At 30.6% G+C, this 16,937-nt stretch carries 15 protein-coding genes; 4 read left to right on the top strand and 11 right to left on the bottom strand.

Features of this window, described 5'->3' with window-relative positions; all coding sequences use genetic code 11:
- Positions 1-7: 7 nt before the first annotated feature.
- The 5 genes from OT390_RS06380 to guaA all read right to left on the bottom strand — a co-directional run bounded on the left by OT390_RS06380 (position 8) and on the right by guaA (position 7,066).
- Positions 8-2,056 carry an LPS-assembly protein LptD gene (locus OT390_RS06380; RefSeq protein WP_394535908.1) on the bottom strand — a complete coding sequence of 683 codons (2,049 nt, stop codon included), beginning with the start codon at positions 2,054-2,056 and terminating at the stop codon, positions 8-10.
- On the bottom strand, positions 2,046-2,498 hold the full coding sequence (locus OT390_RS06375; protein WP_002853161.1) for an RDD family protein: 453 nt from the start codon (positions 2,496-2,498) through the stop codon (positions 2,046-2,048). The genes OT390_RS06380 and OT390_RS06375 overlap by 11 nt, the downstream gene beginning before the upstream one ends.
- Positions 2,495-3,745: a phosphoribosylamine--glycine ligase gene (gene purD / locus OT390_RS06370; RefSeq protein WP_002853212.1), complete on the bottom strand. Its 1,251-nt coding sequence runs from the start codon at positions 3,743-3,745 to the stop codon at positions 2,495-2,497. Before purD ends, OT390_RS06375 begins: the two co-directional genes overlap by 4 nt.
- A 239-nt stretch (positions 3,746-3,984) precedes the next feature.
- On the bottom strand, positions 3,985-5,445 hold the full coding sequence (locus OT390_RS06365) for a hypothetical protein (protein WP_002898452.1): 1,461 nt from the start codon (positions 5,443-5,445) through the stop codon (positions 3,985-3,987).
- A gap of 85 nt (positions 5,446-5,530) precedes the next feature.
- On the bottom strand, positions 5,531-7,066 hold the full coding sequence (gene guaA, locus OT390_RS06360) for a glutamine-hydrolyzing GMP synthase (protein WP_032586728.1): 1,536 nt from the start codon (positions 7,064-7,066) through the stop codon (positions 5,531-5,533).
- 138 nt (positions 7,067-7,204) lie between these two features.
- On the opposite strand from guaA, the gene OT390_RS06355 reads away from it, so the two are divergent.
- Genes OT390_RS06355 through OT390_RS06345 form a run of 3 tightly spaced genes read left to right on the top strand, consistent with a single transcriptional unit; the run spans position 7,205 to position 10,692 of the window.
- The gene (locus OT390_RS06355; RefSeq protein ID WP_002859309.1) at positions 7,205-7,699 is read left to right on the top strand and encodes a hypothetical protein; all 495 of its coding nucleotides are present in this window, start codon (positions 7,205-7,207) and stop codon (positions 7,697-7,699) included.
- Positions 7,692-9,494: an excinuclease ABC subunit UvrC gene (gene uvrC, locus OT390_RS06350; RefSeq protein ID WP_002884371.1), complete on the top strand. Its 1,803-nt coding sequence runs from the start codon at positions 7,692-7,694 to the stop codon at positions 9,492-9,494. The genes OT390_RS06355 and uvrC overlap by 8 nt, the downstream gene beginning before the upstream one ends.
- A gap of 1 nt (position 9,495) precedes the next feature.
- On the top strand, positions 9,496-10,692 hold the full coding sequence (locus OT390_RS06345; protein WP_002854153.1) for a hypothetical protein: 1,197 nt from the start codon (positions 9,496-9,498) through the stop codon (positions 10,690-10,692).
- On the opposite strand, the gene OT390_RS06340 is transcribed toward OT390_RS06345, so the two are convergent.
- From OT390_RS06340 to OT390_RS06325, 4 genes are all read right to left on the bottom strand, one after another.
- Positions 10,689-11,591, bottom strand: a complete 903-nt coding sequence (locus OT390_RS06340; protein WP_002884374.1) for a radical SAM protein — start codon at positions 11,589-11,591, stop codon at positions 10,689-10,691. The two genes, OT390_RS06345 and OT390_RS06340, sit on opposite strands and share 4 nt — an antisense overlap.
- A complete protein-coding gene (hemE, locus tag OT390_RS06335) occupies positions 11,588-12,610 on the bottom strand; it encodes a uroporphyrinogen decarboxylase (protein WP_002884375.1) in 1,023 nt (340 codons plus the stop codon). Before hemE ends, OT390_RS06340 begins: the two co-directional genes overlap by 4 nt.
- A 183-nt stretch (positions 12,611-12,793) precedes the next feature.
- On the bottom strand, positions 12,794-13,114 hold the full coding sequence (gene ciaC, locus OT390_RS06330; protein WP_002860457.1) for an invasion antigen CiaC: 321 nt from the start codon (positions 13,112-13,114) through the stop codon (positions 12,794-12,796).
- A gap of 55 nt (positions 13,115-13,169) precedes the next feature.
- Positions 13,170-14,369, bottom strand: coding sequence for an MFS transporter (locus tag OT390_RS06325; RefSeq protein ID WP_032586726.1), 1,200 nt, complete (start codon positions 14,367-14,369; stop codon positions 13,170-13,172).
- 96 nt (positions 14,370-14,465) lie between these two features.
- Here OT390_RS06325 and OT390_RS06320 point away from each other — a divergent pair, with 96 nt between their 5' ends.
- Entirely contained in the window at positions 14,466-15,083 is a 618-nt protein-coding gene (locus OT390_RS06320; RefSeq protein WP_032586724.1) for a hypothetical protein, read from the top strand.
- On the opposite strand, the gene pdxA is transcribed toward OT390_RS06320, so the two are convergent.
- Together pdxA and OT390_RS06310 are read right to left on the bottom strand one after the other, a co-directional pair.
- Complete coding sequence (gene pdxA / locus OT390_RS06315) at positions 15,073-16,167, bottom strand: 4-hydroxythreonine-4-phosphate dehydrogenase (RefSeq protein ID WP_032586721.1); 1,095 nt, start codon at positions 16,165-16,167, stop codon at positions 15,073-15,075. The genes OT390_RS06320 and pdxA overlap by 11 nt on opposite strands.
- On the bottom strand, positions 16,164-16,937 hold the full coding sequence (locus OT390_RS06310) for a pyridoxine 5'-phosphate synthase (RefSeq protein WP_002884384.1): 774 nt from the start codon (positions 16,935-16,937) through the stop codon (positions 16,164-16,166). Before OT390_RS06310 ends, pdxA begins: the two co-directional genes overlap by 4 nt.

Below are 16,937 nucleotides of genomic sequence, written 5' to 3'. Positions count from 1 at the left end.
ATCCTTTTTAAATTTTGTTTTCACTTTCTGTTAAAGAGAAATCGTATTTTACTCCTCCTAAAGGATAGAAGTTGAAAATAAAATAAACTCCGCTTTGATTTTTAGCTGTGATACCACCACTTGTGAGTTGTGGATCGATTCTTTCTCTATACATTAAAGAATAGTTCCAACATTTTCTTTGGTAGGTATAGCCAAGTTCCCACATGTTTGCATGAGCTCTTTGAGTATCAAACCAAATTCCACCAAATAAATTGTAATTAGGTGTGGCAATATAATTTGCTCTTGTACCAATAAAGCTATATTTTCCATACTCATCGTTTTGATAAGCATGAGAAAACATCCAATTAAATTTTGAATTTGTATTGACTTCTATTTGGCTGATGACATTGGTAAAGCGACTTTGTTCATAAGAGTAAAGCACTTCGCTGTTGAGATTGATGTTTTCATTAAAATAATAAGTTAAAAGATTTTCAAGTTCATAGAATTCATTTTGTTTATTGAGATAGTCAAGCGAAATTCTGTGTTTGAGTTTTTTTTGTCCTTCGTTGTTATAGAAATATTGCACAGCATAAAGACTTGTATGTTCGTTTTCTTTGTCGTATTCTTCAAGATAATCTTGCGTGATTTTACCTGATTTTGCTCCTGGCAAAATGTAATTCACCCCTAAATTTAAAGTATGAAAGAAATTTCCATAAGCTTTTGAAAGATCGGTGTAGAGATTAAAATCATGAGTGTTTCTGAAATAATGCTCATGGTTTCTTTCGGGATTGTTGCTATAATTTATAAAAGAAGCATAAAATCTTTCTGTAAAAGTAAAGTGTAAAAAGTCTCCAAAAAAAGCGTTGTGATACGAGATAGGCAAGTCTAAATTTAGCTCATTTGCATAAGAACCAGCAGGTCGGTAAAAATTATGAAATGAAGCATCAAATGAATAACGCAAGCGTTCATCAAAAAGGTTATTTAAAAATCTATGATATTGAAAGCTTGGATATTCTTGTAAGGTTGTATTGTTGCTAAGTTTAGATGTGTCGATATAATATCTTGCATAAGCTCCGTAAAAATTGTTTTCATCAGCTAAAAAATAATTGATTTTGGAGGTTACAAGCGAGTTAAGATCTCGATAATCCCTACTTCCTAAATTTAAATAATCCACATCGTTGAGATAGGTTGCATCTATCCATAGACCTTCTTGAAAATTATCACTGAGTAAAGATTTGATTAAATCATCTCTTGAGTATTTTAGTTCTATTCCATAGTGGGTTTGATTTTTCAAATTTTCATCGTGAAAATAGGAGCTATTTTCCCTAAAAGCACCAAAATTTAATTCTCCTGTTGAATATGGAGAATCAAGAAATCTTAAAGTAGAATAAAGTCCAAAACCACGGTTTGTTCGAATTTGTGGATCAAGTTCTAAATCCCAATTTTCTTGAGTGGCTATATAAATAGGTTGTTCATAGTATAAGCCTTCGCTACTTTTTAAAACGATTTTTGGGATTAAAAGCCCGCTTTGTCTATGAGTATCAGCGCTAAATCCAAAATAAGGTAGATAAAAAACTGGGGTATTTTTAACATATAATCTTGCATTGTAAAGATGAACAAAATTGGTTTCCCGGTTAAGCCAGCCTTTTGAAAAACGAATTTCCCAATCAGGATCTTCAACATTGCAGCTTGAAACTGCTGAAACTTTGCTTTCAAAGACTTTATCATTTAGATGGCTTGTTTTGCTTTGAAACCATACTTCAAGATTGTTATTGGAAAAGAAAAAATTACTAAAATCGGCTTGATTGGAATTTAGGTTGATTTTAGCATAATCAGAATGTGATCTTTCGTTTTGTCCCCTTAGGATGTTAACATCGCCAAAAAGCTCAACATCTCCGGTTTTTTCATTGTAAATTGCTTTATTGGCAGTGATGAAATAAAAATCAGAAAAAATAATAACATCATTGTTCGCAGTAAGAATATCACCTTCTTTTTTTGCATCAAGAGCGTAAATATCAACTTGTGCTGCATTTAAAGCTATGCTAGTTCCTAGCAATAGGGAAAATTTACGCCACATCGACTACTATTGTCCTTGCTAGATAATCCTCCCAAGCTTTGCGTAAATCATTGCTTAAAGCCCAAGCAAATCCAAGCATAAACGCCATAGCACTAACTTGTCTTACGGCAGACCTGATGCAACTTTGAATGAGATTGGGTTTATCAAGAAGATTTTCATCCAAGATGATAATTTTGCATAATATTTTTCCCAAACTTGCCCCATAAAGATAAGTAAAAATTGCTTGATAACTAAAATGAAGCAAGATGAAGCCAAGGTAAAAATTTCCTACAATTTGAGTTGTTTCAAATAAATCTTTTGCTTGGATTAGACGATCATAAAAAATGATAAACACAATCAAAGAAATAACCATATCATCGATTAAAAAAGCTAGAACTCTTTTTCCAAAACTTGCTATTTTTAGATTTTCACGCTCTAAGCGGTCTTGTAAATTTTCTTTCATTTCAGAACCTGATGAGCGATGTCTTTTCTGTATTGTTTTCCTTTGAAATTTACATTATCACAAAGTTTATAAGCATTTTTTTGCGCTTCTTCTATACTTTTTCCTGTGCCAACGCAAACTAAAACTCTTCCACCATCAGCCATTAATTTGCCATCTTCTAGGCTTACTCCAGCATAAGAAATATGAGAGTTTTCAGGAATGTTATTTACAGTAATTTCACTTTTTGGTGAACTTTTGTAAGGATAGTTTTCACTTGCGCATACAACCCCTACTGCAAATTCTTTTTTGATTTTGATTTTTGAGTGTCTTAAGCGTCTTTGAGTAGCAGCTAAAATAAGCTCTAAAGGATCTTCGATTAAAGGCATTAAAACTTCACATTCAGGATCGCCAAAGCGAACGTTAAATTCTAATACGTAAGGTTTATTTCCAACGATCATAGCACCTATAAATAAAACACCACAAAATTCCGCTCCTTCTTTTTTCATACCTGCTAAAGTTGGTAAAATAATATCTTTTTGAACTTTTCTAAGCAAGCTTTCATTCGCCAAAGAGCTAGGAGCGTAAGCACCCATTCCACCAGTATTTGGTCCTTGATCATTATCGAGTAATTTTTTGTGATCTTGTGCTGCAGGAAGTAAAACAAAATCATTGCCATCACATACTGCAAAAATGCTTAATTCATAACCATCTAAAAATTCTTCAATTACAACGAGTTTTCCAGCATCTCCAAAGCTTTCTCCGCTCAGCATTTTAGCTGTTTCTTCTATGGCTTCTTCATGAGTTTTAGCTATGATAACACCTTTTCCTGCGCAAAGTCCATCGGCTTTTACTACTATAGGAGGGGTTAAACTATATATAAAATTTTTTGCTTTTTCAATGTCATTTGTGTTTAAAAATTTGGCTGTTTTGATACGGTATTTTTTAAGAAAGCTTTTCATAAAAGATTTTGAGGTTTCAAGCATTGCAGCAGCTTTACTTGGCCCAAAAATAGCAAGTCCTTGTTGTTTAAAAATATCTACAACCCCTTCAGCTAAAAAACTTTCACTTCCTACTATACAAAGATCAAAACCTTTTTCTTTTGCATAGGTTGCTAAAACTACTGGATCTTTTAGGTTTAAATTTGTTCCAAGACTTTCGGTAGCGCCATTTCCAGGAGCAAAATAAAACTCTAAATTTTTGTCTACTCTTCTTAAGGCTAAAGCAATAGAATATTCTCTTGCACCACTACCCAAAATCATTATTTTCATTTATATCTCCTTTTAAACCCAAACAGTCGTTTAACAAAGATTGACCCCAAAAAGTCAAAGAAAACCGCTAGGTAATTTTTAAAGGCTGCAACTTCTCGCTTTTTTCAAAGCTCAAACGACGCCACAGAACACGGTAAATCACACAATCGCAGTTAATAAAAATGTGTTGGATCACTTTAAATACTACAAACTGTTTAGGCAAGGAAATTATAACTTAATTTAGCTTAAATTTCTATGTCTTAAATCAGTTTAAATTTGGTTTTTCCTGATTTGTCAAAATGCTTTCCTTGTAAAATAATATCGGCAACATTTTCCCAAACATGTTTTTCATCAATATAGACTATATCAAAGGTGTTATCACGCATTAAAGATTGATAATTTACTTTTTTAGGTGCGTATTTTACTAAATAATACGGATTTTGTGAAAAGTTTTCAATTTTTAATTTGCATAATAAATCTAAATCCGATGTGACAACTAAAAATTTTTTTCTTTGTTCTTTTGTGATTTTTTGAATATACACTAAAAGTTTTTGATCAAAAGGATTTAGAGCGGATTTATTTAAGCGACTTAAGTAATGTTCTGCAAAAGAAAGAGAACAGAAAGAATTTTCTATATTACTCATAGTAAAATAAGAATTTTTAACCCCTGATGATTTTAAAGATAAGTGCCAAATTTTGACATCCATTATGGTTGCACATAGATTTAAACCTGTGACAATTTTTTTAAAGAGTTTTTCTCGTGAAAGTTTAAAAGCATTTTCGAAAATATTGTAATTTTTCTTATAAAAATCTTCCCTTATAGCATCAAGTCTTTTTAGTGTTGTTCTGTAGTATTCTGCTTCTTTTTGTAGTTTAGCCAATCTTTCTTGTCGTGCTTTAAGTTTTTCAGGGTCTGCATCGGTCGCATTGCTTTTAAGATTTATTTCAGATTGTAAAGTTTTCATTTGTGCTTCAAGTGAGGCTAGACGATTTTTTCTTGTATCTATGGTGGCTACTAAAGCTTGGTAATGACACTGCAAAGATAAAAAAGTTTCGTTAAAAATTTTAGTGATATTTGGTTTTTGATCAGCTATCATTTGCTTATACGAATTCTCTAAATGCATCATGATGCTTTTTAATGCGCTAAATTGGGTTTGGTCTATGCTATTATCCATAAAAATTAAAGTATCATAAGCTTTAAATAAAAATCTTTTAAGTATAAGATAATCAAGTATACAAGGAATTTCCTTTTCATCTTGTAGATTGGCTTGAAGCGTTTCTACGGATAAAATTTCATGGGCAAAATATTTTTGTATAGCTTGAGGTATAGTAAAAGAAAGAGGAATTTTTTCTATAGTGTCAAAGTCTGTTGTTCTATAGAGTTCTGTTATATAAGCACTTCTTCTTGAGTTTTGCAAGTCTTCTAATTCATCATCATTATCAGTTTTCCAAAAATCATGCTCAGTGATAAAATCCCCTTCTTTGAATTCTTGAAATTTTGAAGGTTTTATACCTGTTATGGTTTTGCTTGTTTGAACGAGTTTGCCGTCTTCTGCTTTTTTTTCGCTAGAAAGAGTTCTAAATTCCACAAGCATACCAACACTTGGCATACTTTTTTTATCATTCCAAATTTGGCGATTAAAGTCAAAAAAGGTATTTGCTGAGTTTGTAACGGTTCCACGTCCTGTAGAATCCATATAAATAGCTATTTTTCCATGCATATTTCTTCCTTGAAATTTCTTAAATAAATTCTAGCCTTATTTTTATAAAAATTTTATATTAAAAATAAGAGCTAGAAAAAATGGATTATTCCCATTCTATAGTTGCAGGTGGTTTGCTTGAGATATCATAAACAACGCGATTTATACCTTCTACTTCATTGATGATACGGCGACTTATGTTTTCTAAAATTTCGTAAGGTAAATGCGAGAAGGTAGCTGTCATACCATCACTTGCATCTACAACGCGTATACAAACTGCATTATCATAAGTGCGGTTATCCCCCATAACTCCAACGCTTTTAACATTTAAAAGTACGCAAAATGCTTGCCAAGTTTTATCATACCAACCTGTACTTTTAAGTTCCTCAAGTAAAATTACATCAGCCTTGCGTAATAGTTCTAAGCTAGCGCGATTTACTTCTCCCATAATGCGTATAGCAAGACCTGGCCCAGGGAAAGGATGACGATAAACTACTTCTTTGCTAAGTCCAAGCTCAAGTCCTAAGGCACGCACTTCATCTTTAAAAATTTCTTTTAAAGGCTCTATGAGTTTAAGATTCATTTTTTCAGGTAAGCCCCCTACATTATGATGGCTTTTAATGGTTTTGCTTGCACCTACAACAGAACTTTCTATGATATCAGTATAAAGTGTGCCTTGAGCGAGATATTTTACATCTTTATGTTTTTTTGCTTCTTCTTCAAAAACTTCTATAAAGGTATTTCCTATGATTTTTCTTTTTTGCTCAGGATCTCTAACATTAGCCAAGCGACTTAGGAAAATTTCACTTGCATCAATGCTGATAAGATCGATACCTAAGGTATTTTTAAACATAAATTCAACTTGTTCTTTTTCTCCACTTCTTAAAAGTCCATTGTCTACAAAAACTACTATAACTTGCTCTTTTATAGCACTGGCTAAAAGTGCAGCAACTACGCTACTATCTACTCCGCCACTTACTGCGCAAAGCACTTTATCATTGCCTACTTCTTCACGGATTTTTTCTGCTTGAGTTTTTGCAAAAGAACCCATATTCCAAACGCTTTCACAATTACAAGCGTATTTAGCAAAATTTTTTAAGATATTTTTGCCAAATTCACTGTGTTGCACTTCTGGGTGAAATTGCAGAGCAAAAAATTTCTTATCTTCGTTGCCAAAAACACAAAAAGGGCTATTTTCACTTGTGGCTAAAACTTCAAAACCTTGAGGTAAATTTTCTACCTTATCAGAATGACTCATCCAAACGGTTTGTTTTTTTGGAAGATTTTTAAATAAAGCGCTATCTTTTTTAACTTCTATGTTTGCTTTGCCGTATTCTTTATGTCCTGCAGGTGCTACTGTAGCTTTGTAATGATGTGCCATAAGCTGCATACCATAACAAATTCCAAGAACAGGTAGATTTAAGTCAAATATACCTTTATCGCAAAAATACGCATCAGTTGCATATACACTTGCTGGACCTCCGCTTAAAATAATACCTTTTGGTTCTTTCGCCTTAATATCAGCTAAGCTTACATTAAAAGGTAAAATTTCTGCATAAACTCCTTGTTCCCTTAAGCGTCTTGCTATAAGCTGAGTGTATTGAGAGCCAAAGTCTAAAACTAAAATATCTGCTTTTTTCATTATTTACCACCTATGTAATTGTTCGTATTTTTTAATGGTTTTTACTGAACCATTTTGTTCATAGCTTGTGTATTGAGGGTTGCCTTTATATCCGCAAGCACAGAAGAAAATTAAGAAAAGAAATGCTAAAATCATCTTATGGGAAAAAGAAATAATATTAAGATGACTAAAAATGCTAGTGCTGTTATTAATGAATTGATGGATAAACCTCATTATAAGCCTTTAAAAACCTTATTTTTTTGCAAAGATTTTTTAAGTTCTTTTCCGCTTGCTAAGCAACGTTTGATTGCTAAAATTTATGTAAAAAATCATATTTTAAATATAATAACCTTACATCCAGCAGCTTATCAAGAATTAAATCATGATGATAGCAAAATTTATATTAAATTTCTCATAAAAGCATATGGACAGAAATATCCTTTAAGTGGATTTGTTGATATAAAAGATATAAAAATCTTTTCTCAAAAATACACTTATGCGGCAAATAAAAACAAAAATGATGAAAAACTCTCTAAAAATTCTTATTTGGAGCTTTCTAAGGGTGAATTTAAAAATTGCTTTAAAGATAAAAAATTATTTAAGAAATTTGAAGATTTAAGAGAGCTTATAAAAAAAGGTTCTAATCTTGACTAAAGAGAATTTAGAAAATGAGTTAAAAACTCTTCCTAATAGTACTGGCGTTTATCAATACTTCAATCAAGAAGGAAAGCTTTTATATGTAGGCAAGGCTAAAAATCTTAAAAATCGTGTCAAATCTTATTTTGCCTTTACTCCAAATTTACATGCAAATCCAAGAAATTCTTTAAGAATTCAAAAAATGATTGAAGAAACAGTGCATTTGGAATTTATTGCTACTAATTCAGAGGCTGATGCTTTGATTTTAGAAAATTCTTTTATCAAACAACTGCATCCAAAATATAATATTTTGCTAAGAGATGATAAAACTTATCCTTATATTTATGTGGATTTTGAAGAAGAATTTCCACGCTTTGAGATCACTAGAAAATTAGTAAAAAAAAGCAAAATTAAATATTTTGGCCCTTTTTTTAAAGGCGCTAGAGAGCTTTTAGATGCGCTTTATTTATACTATCCTTTAAAGCAAAAAGCAAGTTGTAAATCCCCTTGTATTTTTTATCAAATTTCTCGTTGTCTTGCGCCTTGTGATAAACTCATCAGCAAAGAAAAATACCTTGAAATTTTAGATGAGGCTATACACGCACTTTTAAATCCTAGTGTTTTGCTTAAAAACTTAGAAAAACAAATGCTTGTTTTAGCACAAAATGAAAATTACGAAGAAGCAGCTAAAGTAAGAGATCAGATTGCAATGATTAAAGATTTGGAAGTTAAGGTTGAAATAGATATTGCAAAATTAGAAGATTTTGAAGTATTTGCTTTAGCTTTTAAAAATTCCGTGCTTTCAACCTTGCGTTTTGTGGTGCAAAATGGAAAAATTATCAGTGCAAATTCTAAGATTACTCCTATAAAAAATGATATACAATGGGATAAAAATGAAATTTATAAGCAACTGATTTTAGAAAATTTTAGCATGGATATTCCTTTGCTTGCAAATGTTATTTATGTTTATGAAGAATTTGAAGATAGAGTGCTTTTGGAAGAAATTTTAAGCCAAAGGTTTGATAAAAAAATCAGTATTAAAATCCCTAAAATAGGAGAAAAAAGAAGAATTTGTGATTTGGCTTTTCAAAATGCCCTTTTAAATATAGAAAAAGAGCAAAAAAATCATGATTTTACTATACAAAAAGAATTAAAGTTTTATTTTGAGCTTGAAAATTTACCAAATGATATAGAAATTTTTGACAATTCTCATTTGCAAGGCGTGGCAAATGTTGGAGCTATGGTAACTTATAGAATAAATTCTTGGGATAAGTCAAAATATAGAAAATTTCATTTAAAACATAAAAATGACTATGATCAAATGCGTGAAGTTTTAACGCGTAGGGCTTTGGACTTTGATAAAATACCTCCTCCTGATTTATGGCTTATAGATGGGGGAAAGGCTTTGCTTGATTTGGCTAAAGAAATCATTGTAAGTAGTGGGGCAAATGTCGATATTTTAGCTATTTCAAAAGAAAAAATCGATGCAAAAGCACATAGAGCTAAAGGAGGTGCTAAGGATAAAATTCATTCCTTAAAAGGAGAATTTAGTCTAAGTATTAACGATAAAAAACTACAATTCTTACAGAAATTAAGAGATGAAGCACACCGTTTTGCTATTAGCTTTCATCAAAATACTAAGAAAAAACAGGACTTGAAAAGTTCTAAGCTTGCAAATTTAGGACTTAGTTCAGGGGTTATACAAAAACTTTTAGCGTATTATGGAAATTTTGAATCTATATATAAGGCTGATTTTAAAGATCTTACAATGCTTGTAGGCAGGAAAGCGGCGCAAAAGATAAAGGAAAATTGATTTGATATTAGCAGGGATAATTTTTATTTTTAATCTAATTTTAGCGTATTTAAGTATTGATATCTCAAAGCTTGATAGTGTTACTGAACAACTGAAAATAGGTATGTTTTCTAGCATTTTTGTTTTATCTTTAACACTTTTTATTTTTGCTTTTAGGCAAAATAGAAATATAAACAAAATATATCAAAAAATTTTTTGCATGCAAAATGATTTTTTAAATTTTCAAAAAAAGATTGATGTTGATAGTGCACTTGATTTGTTAAAGGAAAAATTTGAAACTACGAGCCAAAATTTAACTAAAATATCCCATGAAAAAGATAGATATTTGCATTTATTGGAGGAAAATTTATATCAGCTTGTAAATATATCTAATGCAATGCGTTGCTTAAATGAAGGGTATAATAAAGAAATTAATTCTTTGATTTTAAATGCCTTAAATTCTCAAAAAGATCAAATTAGATTAGAATTAAATGAGGCTTTAGAGCATCATAAAAGCATTATAGGAACATCTCATGGAAAGGTTTTGCAATTTGAAGCAAGTGTGGCCATAGTTAATAATGATGAGCTTGAGAATTTTTTACTTGCAAATTTACTTTCGTATTTTGGCATAGAAAGCACTTGTTTTAAAAATTTAAGTTTTGATGTTAATGACTTTCATTTGATTTTTATCAAGGATAAAATTTTCAATAAAAATGTAAAGAAAAATTATGATTTTATAGTGATGGGTCGGCATAAAAATACACATTATGAGTATTTTTTAACTTTACCTTTTGAAAAAAAAGATCTTGAAAATATTTTGCAAAACAAGCTTGATAAGGTTTGCACTTTAAAATTTAAAACCCCTTATCAAAATAATGTATTGCTTTTTAAACAAAATGATTTTGATGCAACCTTGTTTTTTAATATAATAGAAAAACAATGTGATAAAAATATATGTATAAATTCTTTTAGTCAATTAAAACAAGAATTAAGCAAGGAGACTTATCGTTTGATTTTACTTGATTATGAATTAATTAAATTTGATCTTGAGCAAATGAGAAATTTGCTAAGTGCTTATAAAAAACAGCATCCGCAAAGCCATATCATCTTTTTTTCAAAGGAAAAAGTTAGGGATTTTGATTGTGTGAGCGAAGTTTTAAGTGATGTAAGTAGAAATGATCTTATAACTTTACTTAGAAAGTATTTGCCAAAGGCTTAAACTTTATAAAATTTAACTCCAGCTAAATCGAGAATTTTTACCTTTTTTTCTTTGATAAGTTGATTTAAGAGAGTTTTGGATTGTTTATCAAATTTCACTTCAATGTCTATTTCGCTTTGTGAGCGCAAATGAAGCATTTTTAATAATTCTTCTTCATTGAAGCTTAGTTTTTCACCTTCATAATGTCTTTTGGCTAAGAGTACAGGAGTAGAATCTATAAGTTTAGAAAGTTCTAAAAGTTTTTCTTCGCTTACTTTTTTAACAGCATAAGCAGGAGGTCTATCTATGGTGCTTAGATCAACCCTTAAAGGCATGATTTTTTTTAAAGCTTGATTGAGCGCTTTAAATTCTTCTTCGTTGTCATTAAGATCTTTAACAACTAGAATTTCCATAATCAAATCTCCATTAAACCTAGCTCTAAAATCTGCCATTTTTTCTATCATTTTTTCTAAGTCAATGTTTTTTAAAGCTCTATCAATACGATAAAAAGTTTTAGCAACTGCACTATCTAGGCTAAATTTGACCACATCTAGTTTTAGCAAAGCATTAAATTTGTCTTCATCTAATACAGCTGTACCATTGCTTAAAATAAGCAATTTTTTATCTTTAGCAATGCTGCGTAAAGATAAAATAAGCTCATTTAAATAAGGATAAAGACTAGGCTCTCCGTTGGCAGTAAGGGTAAGAAAATCAAATTCAACATTTTTTTCAAGCATAACTTTAACTTCGGAGATAATTTTATCTATGCTGATAATTTCATCCTGTTTTTCTTGGGCTTTTTTTGGATCAAGCTCGCAATAAACACAATCAAAATTGCATTGTTTTTTATTAGGGCTTAAATCTATACCCAAAGATCTTCCAAAACGCCTTGAGCTAACAGGACCAAAGAGTATTTTCATTTAGCTGAACTTTCTTGTACAAGCTTGATAAAATATTTTGCATTTTCAACAGGAATATCAGGCAAGATCCCATGTCCTAAGTTGAAAATATGAGCTTTATTTTGCATGGTTTTTAGTATTTTTCCAGCTCCTTCTTTGATGGCATTTTTATCATAAAGTCTACAAGGTTCCATGTTGCCTTGAAGAGTGTATTTGTGCGATAGTTTATCACGTGCTAAATCAAGCGGAGTGCTCCAATCAACTCCAAAAACATCAAAATTACCATCGATTCTATCCAAATAACCGCTAATGCCTTTAGGGAATAAAATTACAGGTATATTTGGGTATTTGCTTTTAATAAAATTTGAAATTTCAAGCATATAATTAAAAGAGAATTTAAAAAACTTATCATATTCTAAAGCACTTGCCCAGCTATCAAAAATTTGTATAGCATTGGCACCTGCTTTAATTTGCTCTTCTAAATAAAGTTTTAAAACTTGAGTTAGTTTATTTAGAATTTTATGTAAAAGTTCTGGGTTTTGATAAAGCATTTTTTTACACTTTGCATAATTTTTACTTCCACTTCCTTCTATCATATAGGTAGCTATAGTCCAAGGGCTTCCGCAAAATCCTATTAAAGCCTTGTTTTGAGATAATTTTTCTCTAGTAAGCTTTAAGGCATCATAGACATAATTTAATTTTTTATGCGCATTTTGATCGTCAAGTTTTTCTAAGTCTTCTAGGGTTGAAATAGGATTATCAAAAACAGGCCCTTCTCCTTTTTCAAAACGTAAATTCATACCCATTTCAAGAGGAACAACTAAAATATCTGAAAAAATGATTGCTGCATCTACATCTAAAATATCAATAGGCTGTAAAGAAACTTCAGAAGCTTTTTTATAGTCTTTGCATAAAGAGAGAAAATCACCCGCTTGTTTTCTTACTTCCATATATTCTGGCAAATACCTTCCTGCTTGACGCATCATCCAAATAGGGGTGTAGGGTGTAGGTTTTTTAAAGCAAGCATCGATAAAAATCATTATTTTCCTTTGTTTTTAGCAAAATTATAACAGAATTTGATAAATTAAATTGGTCAATTTTTCTATATTTTCTTCATATAGAGGAAATAATAAATTTTTTCATTTTATCCAGAGTTATTAGAAATTTTACGAGAATTATCGGAATTCTCGTTTATGTAGTTTGAGTTTTGATTGATTTGTATATTAAGCTTTTGTATTGTTTGTGGCATTTCCTGCGTCAATTGTAGCAAAAAGCTTATTTAGCAAAGTCTCCTCATTTTTTTTGTATTGATCTTCTCTCATTTTTTGCCAAGCATAAGATCTAAAATCTTCTCTAACAGCACCAAGATCAATGTCTTCGTTAGTAAATTTGCTTGAGTTTGTTTTTTTATCTTCCTTTTCTTCTTTGTTTTTTACTTCATTTAATGTGGCTTGAAATTCATCTGCCGAAGTATTTTTTTCTTTAACTTTAGTTGTGGTGCTAAAGATAGCATTTGATGTTTTTTGAGTATTATCTACTACCATTTTCTCCTCCTTTATTTAACTTTACATTAAATAAGCAAGCAATTTCTATTCCAATTTATACCTTTGTAAAACTTTTTCTTTGAAATTTTTTATAATTTAATTTATCTTTGGCAAAAAGCAAGGCAAAAATCAAAGCAGGGCTTACAAAAAGTGCTGAAAATAAAGCATTAAATTCTATACCCAATCCTGCTAAAACAATCCCACCTAAAAAACTTGCTAAAGCTATGCCTACATTAAAAGCTGCTTCATTCACACTTACTGTACTGTCTATGACTTTATAAGTATGGCGTTTAGCTTTAGTAATGCTAAGCATTTTTAGTGCAGGTATGGTTGAAAAGGCAAAAAATCCTATCAAAGCTACGCTAAAAATGATTAAAAATTTAGAATGCATGGTGAGAAATACACTTAAAAATACTAGAACTTGTATGCTTAAAATAAGACGCAAAGAAAAAATAGCACCTTTTTTATCTACTATTTTTCCGCCCCATAAATTCCCACAAATTGCACAAATTCCATATAAAAGCAAGATATAAGCTGTATCTTGGACTTTAAAACCGCTTATTTCTACAAGTATTTTTTGCAAATAAGTATAAAGAACAAATTGAGCCCCACAACTACAAATGGTTATAGTATAAGTTTTTAACAAATTTTGATGAGAAAAAGCAGGGATTAGATTTTTAAGACTGGTTGGGCTAGGATGTAAATTTTTGGGCATCATATGCCATACTCCAAAAAATGCTAGACTTGTAATGATAAAAATGAGTAAAAAGATAAATTTAAAGCCAAAATAATGCCCTATAAAAGTTCCAAGCGGCACTCCAGTAACTAAGGCTACAGTAAGCCCTGTGACCATTATAGCTAGAGCACTTGATTTTTTATCATCTGGAGTTATAGCACTTACAGCTAAGGTGGCAATGACAAAAAATACCCCATGTTGTGTTCCTGCTATAAAGCGTGCAAAAGCAGTAAGATAGAAATTTTGGCTAAAAAAGATGATGAAATTTGCTAAAGCAAAAATTCCAAGATTGATTAAAAGTTGTGTATGTCTATGAAAACGACTTAAAGGTATGGTGATAAGAGGAGCACCTATAACAACACCTATAGCATATAAGGTTGTAAGATAGCCCGCGGTTTTTGCATCTACGCTAAAATACACTTCAACATCAACCAAAACTCCTGCCATAACAAATTCAGTTACGCCCATACAAAAAGCACTAAGAGCTAGTGCAAAAAGAGCTTTTTTGTAATTTTGCATTTTAAGTTCCTTATAAAAAATAAAAACGCATTATAATAAAATAAAGGCTTAATTTCCTTAAAAAATTCAAAATATTTTTGTTAAAATAAAATAAAAATTTTAAAGGTAAATAATGAAAAAATTATTTTATTGCTTGGTTTAAGTTTGGCGAGTTTAGGGGCTTTGAGTTTTGATGAGCTTATTTATAAAGATGAAGTAAAACCTAGTTTTGATTGCTCTAAAATCAAATATGATGGCAAAAGTGATGATGAGCTTATGATATGCAATAAAATTGGTGTGCGTAATAAATTTGATAATAAAAAACTTGCTTTAGTAGATAACATCTATAGTAGTTTATATCAAAATATTTCAAAAAAAGCAGATAAAAAGATGAAAAAAGATTTTAAAGCCATTTCAAAAAAGATGCTTAAAGAAAGAAAAATTTGTATAAAAAATATGCAAAATACAAAAGCAGGGGAAAATCCTATTTTATCTTTACTCAATGCAAGTGATTGCATGCAAGAAGCTTATATTAAGGTTTTATTAGAACTTATGCAAAGAGCAAAAAAAGATACAAAGACTAAAGAAGTTTTAGAGCAAATTTTTAAAAATAAAGTTGATAAATATGAAAATTTACTCACTCAAAGTTTAAATACCAATAAAGATTTGCAAGATTTTATAGACAGCTTAGCTAAAGAAGATTTGATTGATTCTAGGGCTAAATTTAAGCTTTAGAATGTAAATTGATTGCAAATTTAGCCGCTTCAAAATAACTTTTAGTGTTGATTTTAGCATTTTTATAGGCCTTATCAAAGGCCGTGCCATGATCAACGCTAACGCGTATGATAGGTAAATTTAAACTTACATTGATGCTTTTATCAAAATACAAGGCCTTTAAAGGAGCAAGGGCAAGATCGTGATACATAGCCACTAAACGATTGCAGTTTTTTAAACCAGTCTTAGTAAAAGCTGTATCAGCCACTAAAGGATAGGGTAGATAAACGCCCTTGCCTTTAAAATTTAAAAGCAATTCTTTTTGTAAATTTTCATCTTTTAAGGCTTTTTTGAAAAATTTTTCATCTTTTTTAGAGTGTAAAAAGGCATTAACAAAGGCTATAGCTTTTTCCATGATCTTTTCTTCTTCTCCGCCTATAACTCCATAATCTCCAGCATGAGGATTAAAACCTAAAAGCCCCATTTTTTTAAAATGCGTTTCTTTGTAAAAATCTTTTAAAAAGATGCTTAAATTTTTAAAAGTGATTTTTTTACTCACCTTAGCTAAAGGTATATGTTCGCTAAAAAGCCCTACAAAAAGTTCTTTGCAACCTAACATCATAATGGCATTTTTTTTAAAAAAATCCCTTAAAGCATCGGTGTGTCCTTTGTATTTAAGTCCTGCATCTTCCCAAGCTTTTTTGTGTATAGGTAGAGTAAGCAAGGCATGGGCGTGTTTTTCATAGACAAAATAACTTGCCGCCTTAAAACTTAAAAAACCATAAAGTCCACTTTTTGTATCTATTTCTCCGGCTTTGATTTCAAAATTTTCATCCACTTTAAAGCCTAAAGGAAGGTAGAAAGAGTAAATTTCAAGAGAATTTTCTTTTTTTATAAAATTAAACTCATAGTCTTTTCCATCTTTAAAAGCTACGATTTTTGCATTAAAAAGTTTTAAATTTAAAAGTTTTGAAGCTTTATCAAGCAAGCTTTCGTGGATAAAATAAAAAGGTGTGCAGATTTTGCTTAGTTCTTCATGAGAACGCACTAAAATTTCAAGTCCTATGCCGTTTATATCGCCTATACTAATGGCTAGTTTTTTCATCTTTTAATAAGTTCTTTCATTTCCAAAATAGCGTTTTGAAGTCCTGTAAATACAGATCTTGCTACAATGCTTTGTCCTATATTTAGCTCGCAAATTTCTTTAATTTTTACTACGGGTTTTACATTTTTGTAATTTAAACCATGTCCCGCGGCTACTTTTAAGCCAAGTTCTAGGCCTTTTTTGGCACAGAGTTCTAAATTTTGTAATTCTTTTTCAAATTGAGCTTGCAAGGTTTTTTTATCTTGATCAAGTTCTTTTAAGGCAAAAGCAGTATGAGAGATATTGCTAAAAAGTGCGTTGTGTAAATTCGCATAATGTCCTGTATGAAGCTCTATGAATTGGGCTTTTAAAATTTTTGATTTTTCTATATCTTCTAAACTAGGATTGATAAAAAGTGAAACTTCAATGTTTGCATTTTGAAGTTTTTCTATGCTTTGTTTTAATTTAGCATGATTTAAACAAAGTCCCCCTTCTGTGGTAAGCTCTTCTCTTTTTTCAGGCACTAAAGTAACGCGGTGAGGTTTGAGTTTAAGAGCTAAATTTAAAATTTCATCATTTAAAGCACATTCTAAATTGATAGGGCTTTTGCAAAATTTTATAATATTTTCCAAGTCAAAATCCTGAGCATGACGGCGATCTTCTCTTACATGCAAAGTGATTTGATCTCCGTGTCTAGCTACTATAAAAGCAGCTTCTAAAAGATCAGGATCATTTACCATTCTAGCTTGTCTTAACACTGCAATATGATCGATATTTACACCTAAAAGCAT

The sequence above is a fragment of the Campylobacter sp. CFSAN122748 genome (assembly GCF_045277125.1).
In the GTDB taxonomy this organism is placed as follows: Bacteria; Campylobacterota; Campylobacteria; order Campylobacterales; family Campylobacteraceae; genus Campylobacter_D; species Campylobacter_D jejuni.
Note: the sequence above shows the minus strand (reverse complement) of the source record. Positions and strands in the feature narration are given on the sequence as shown.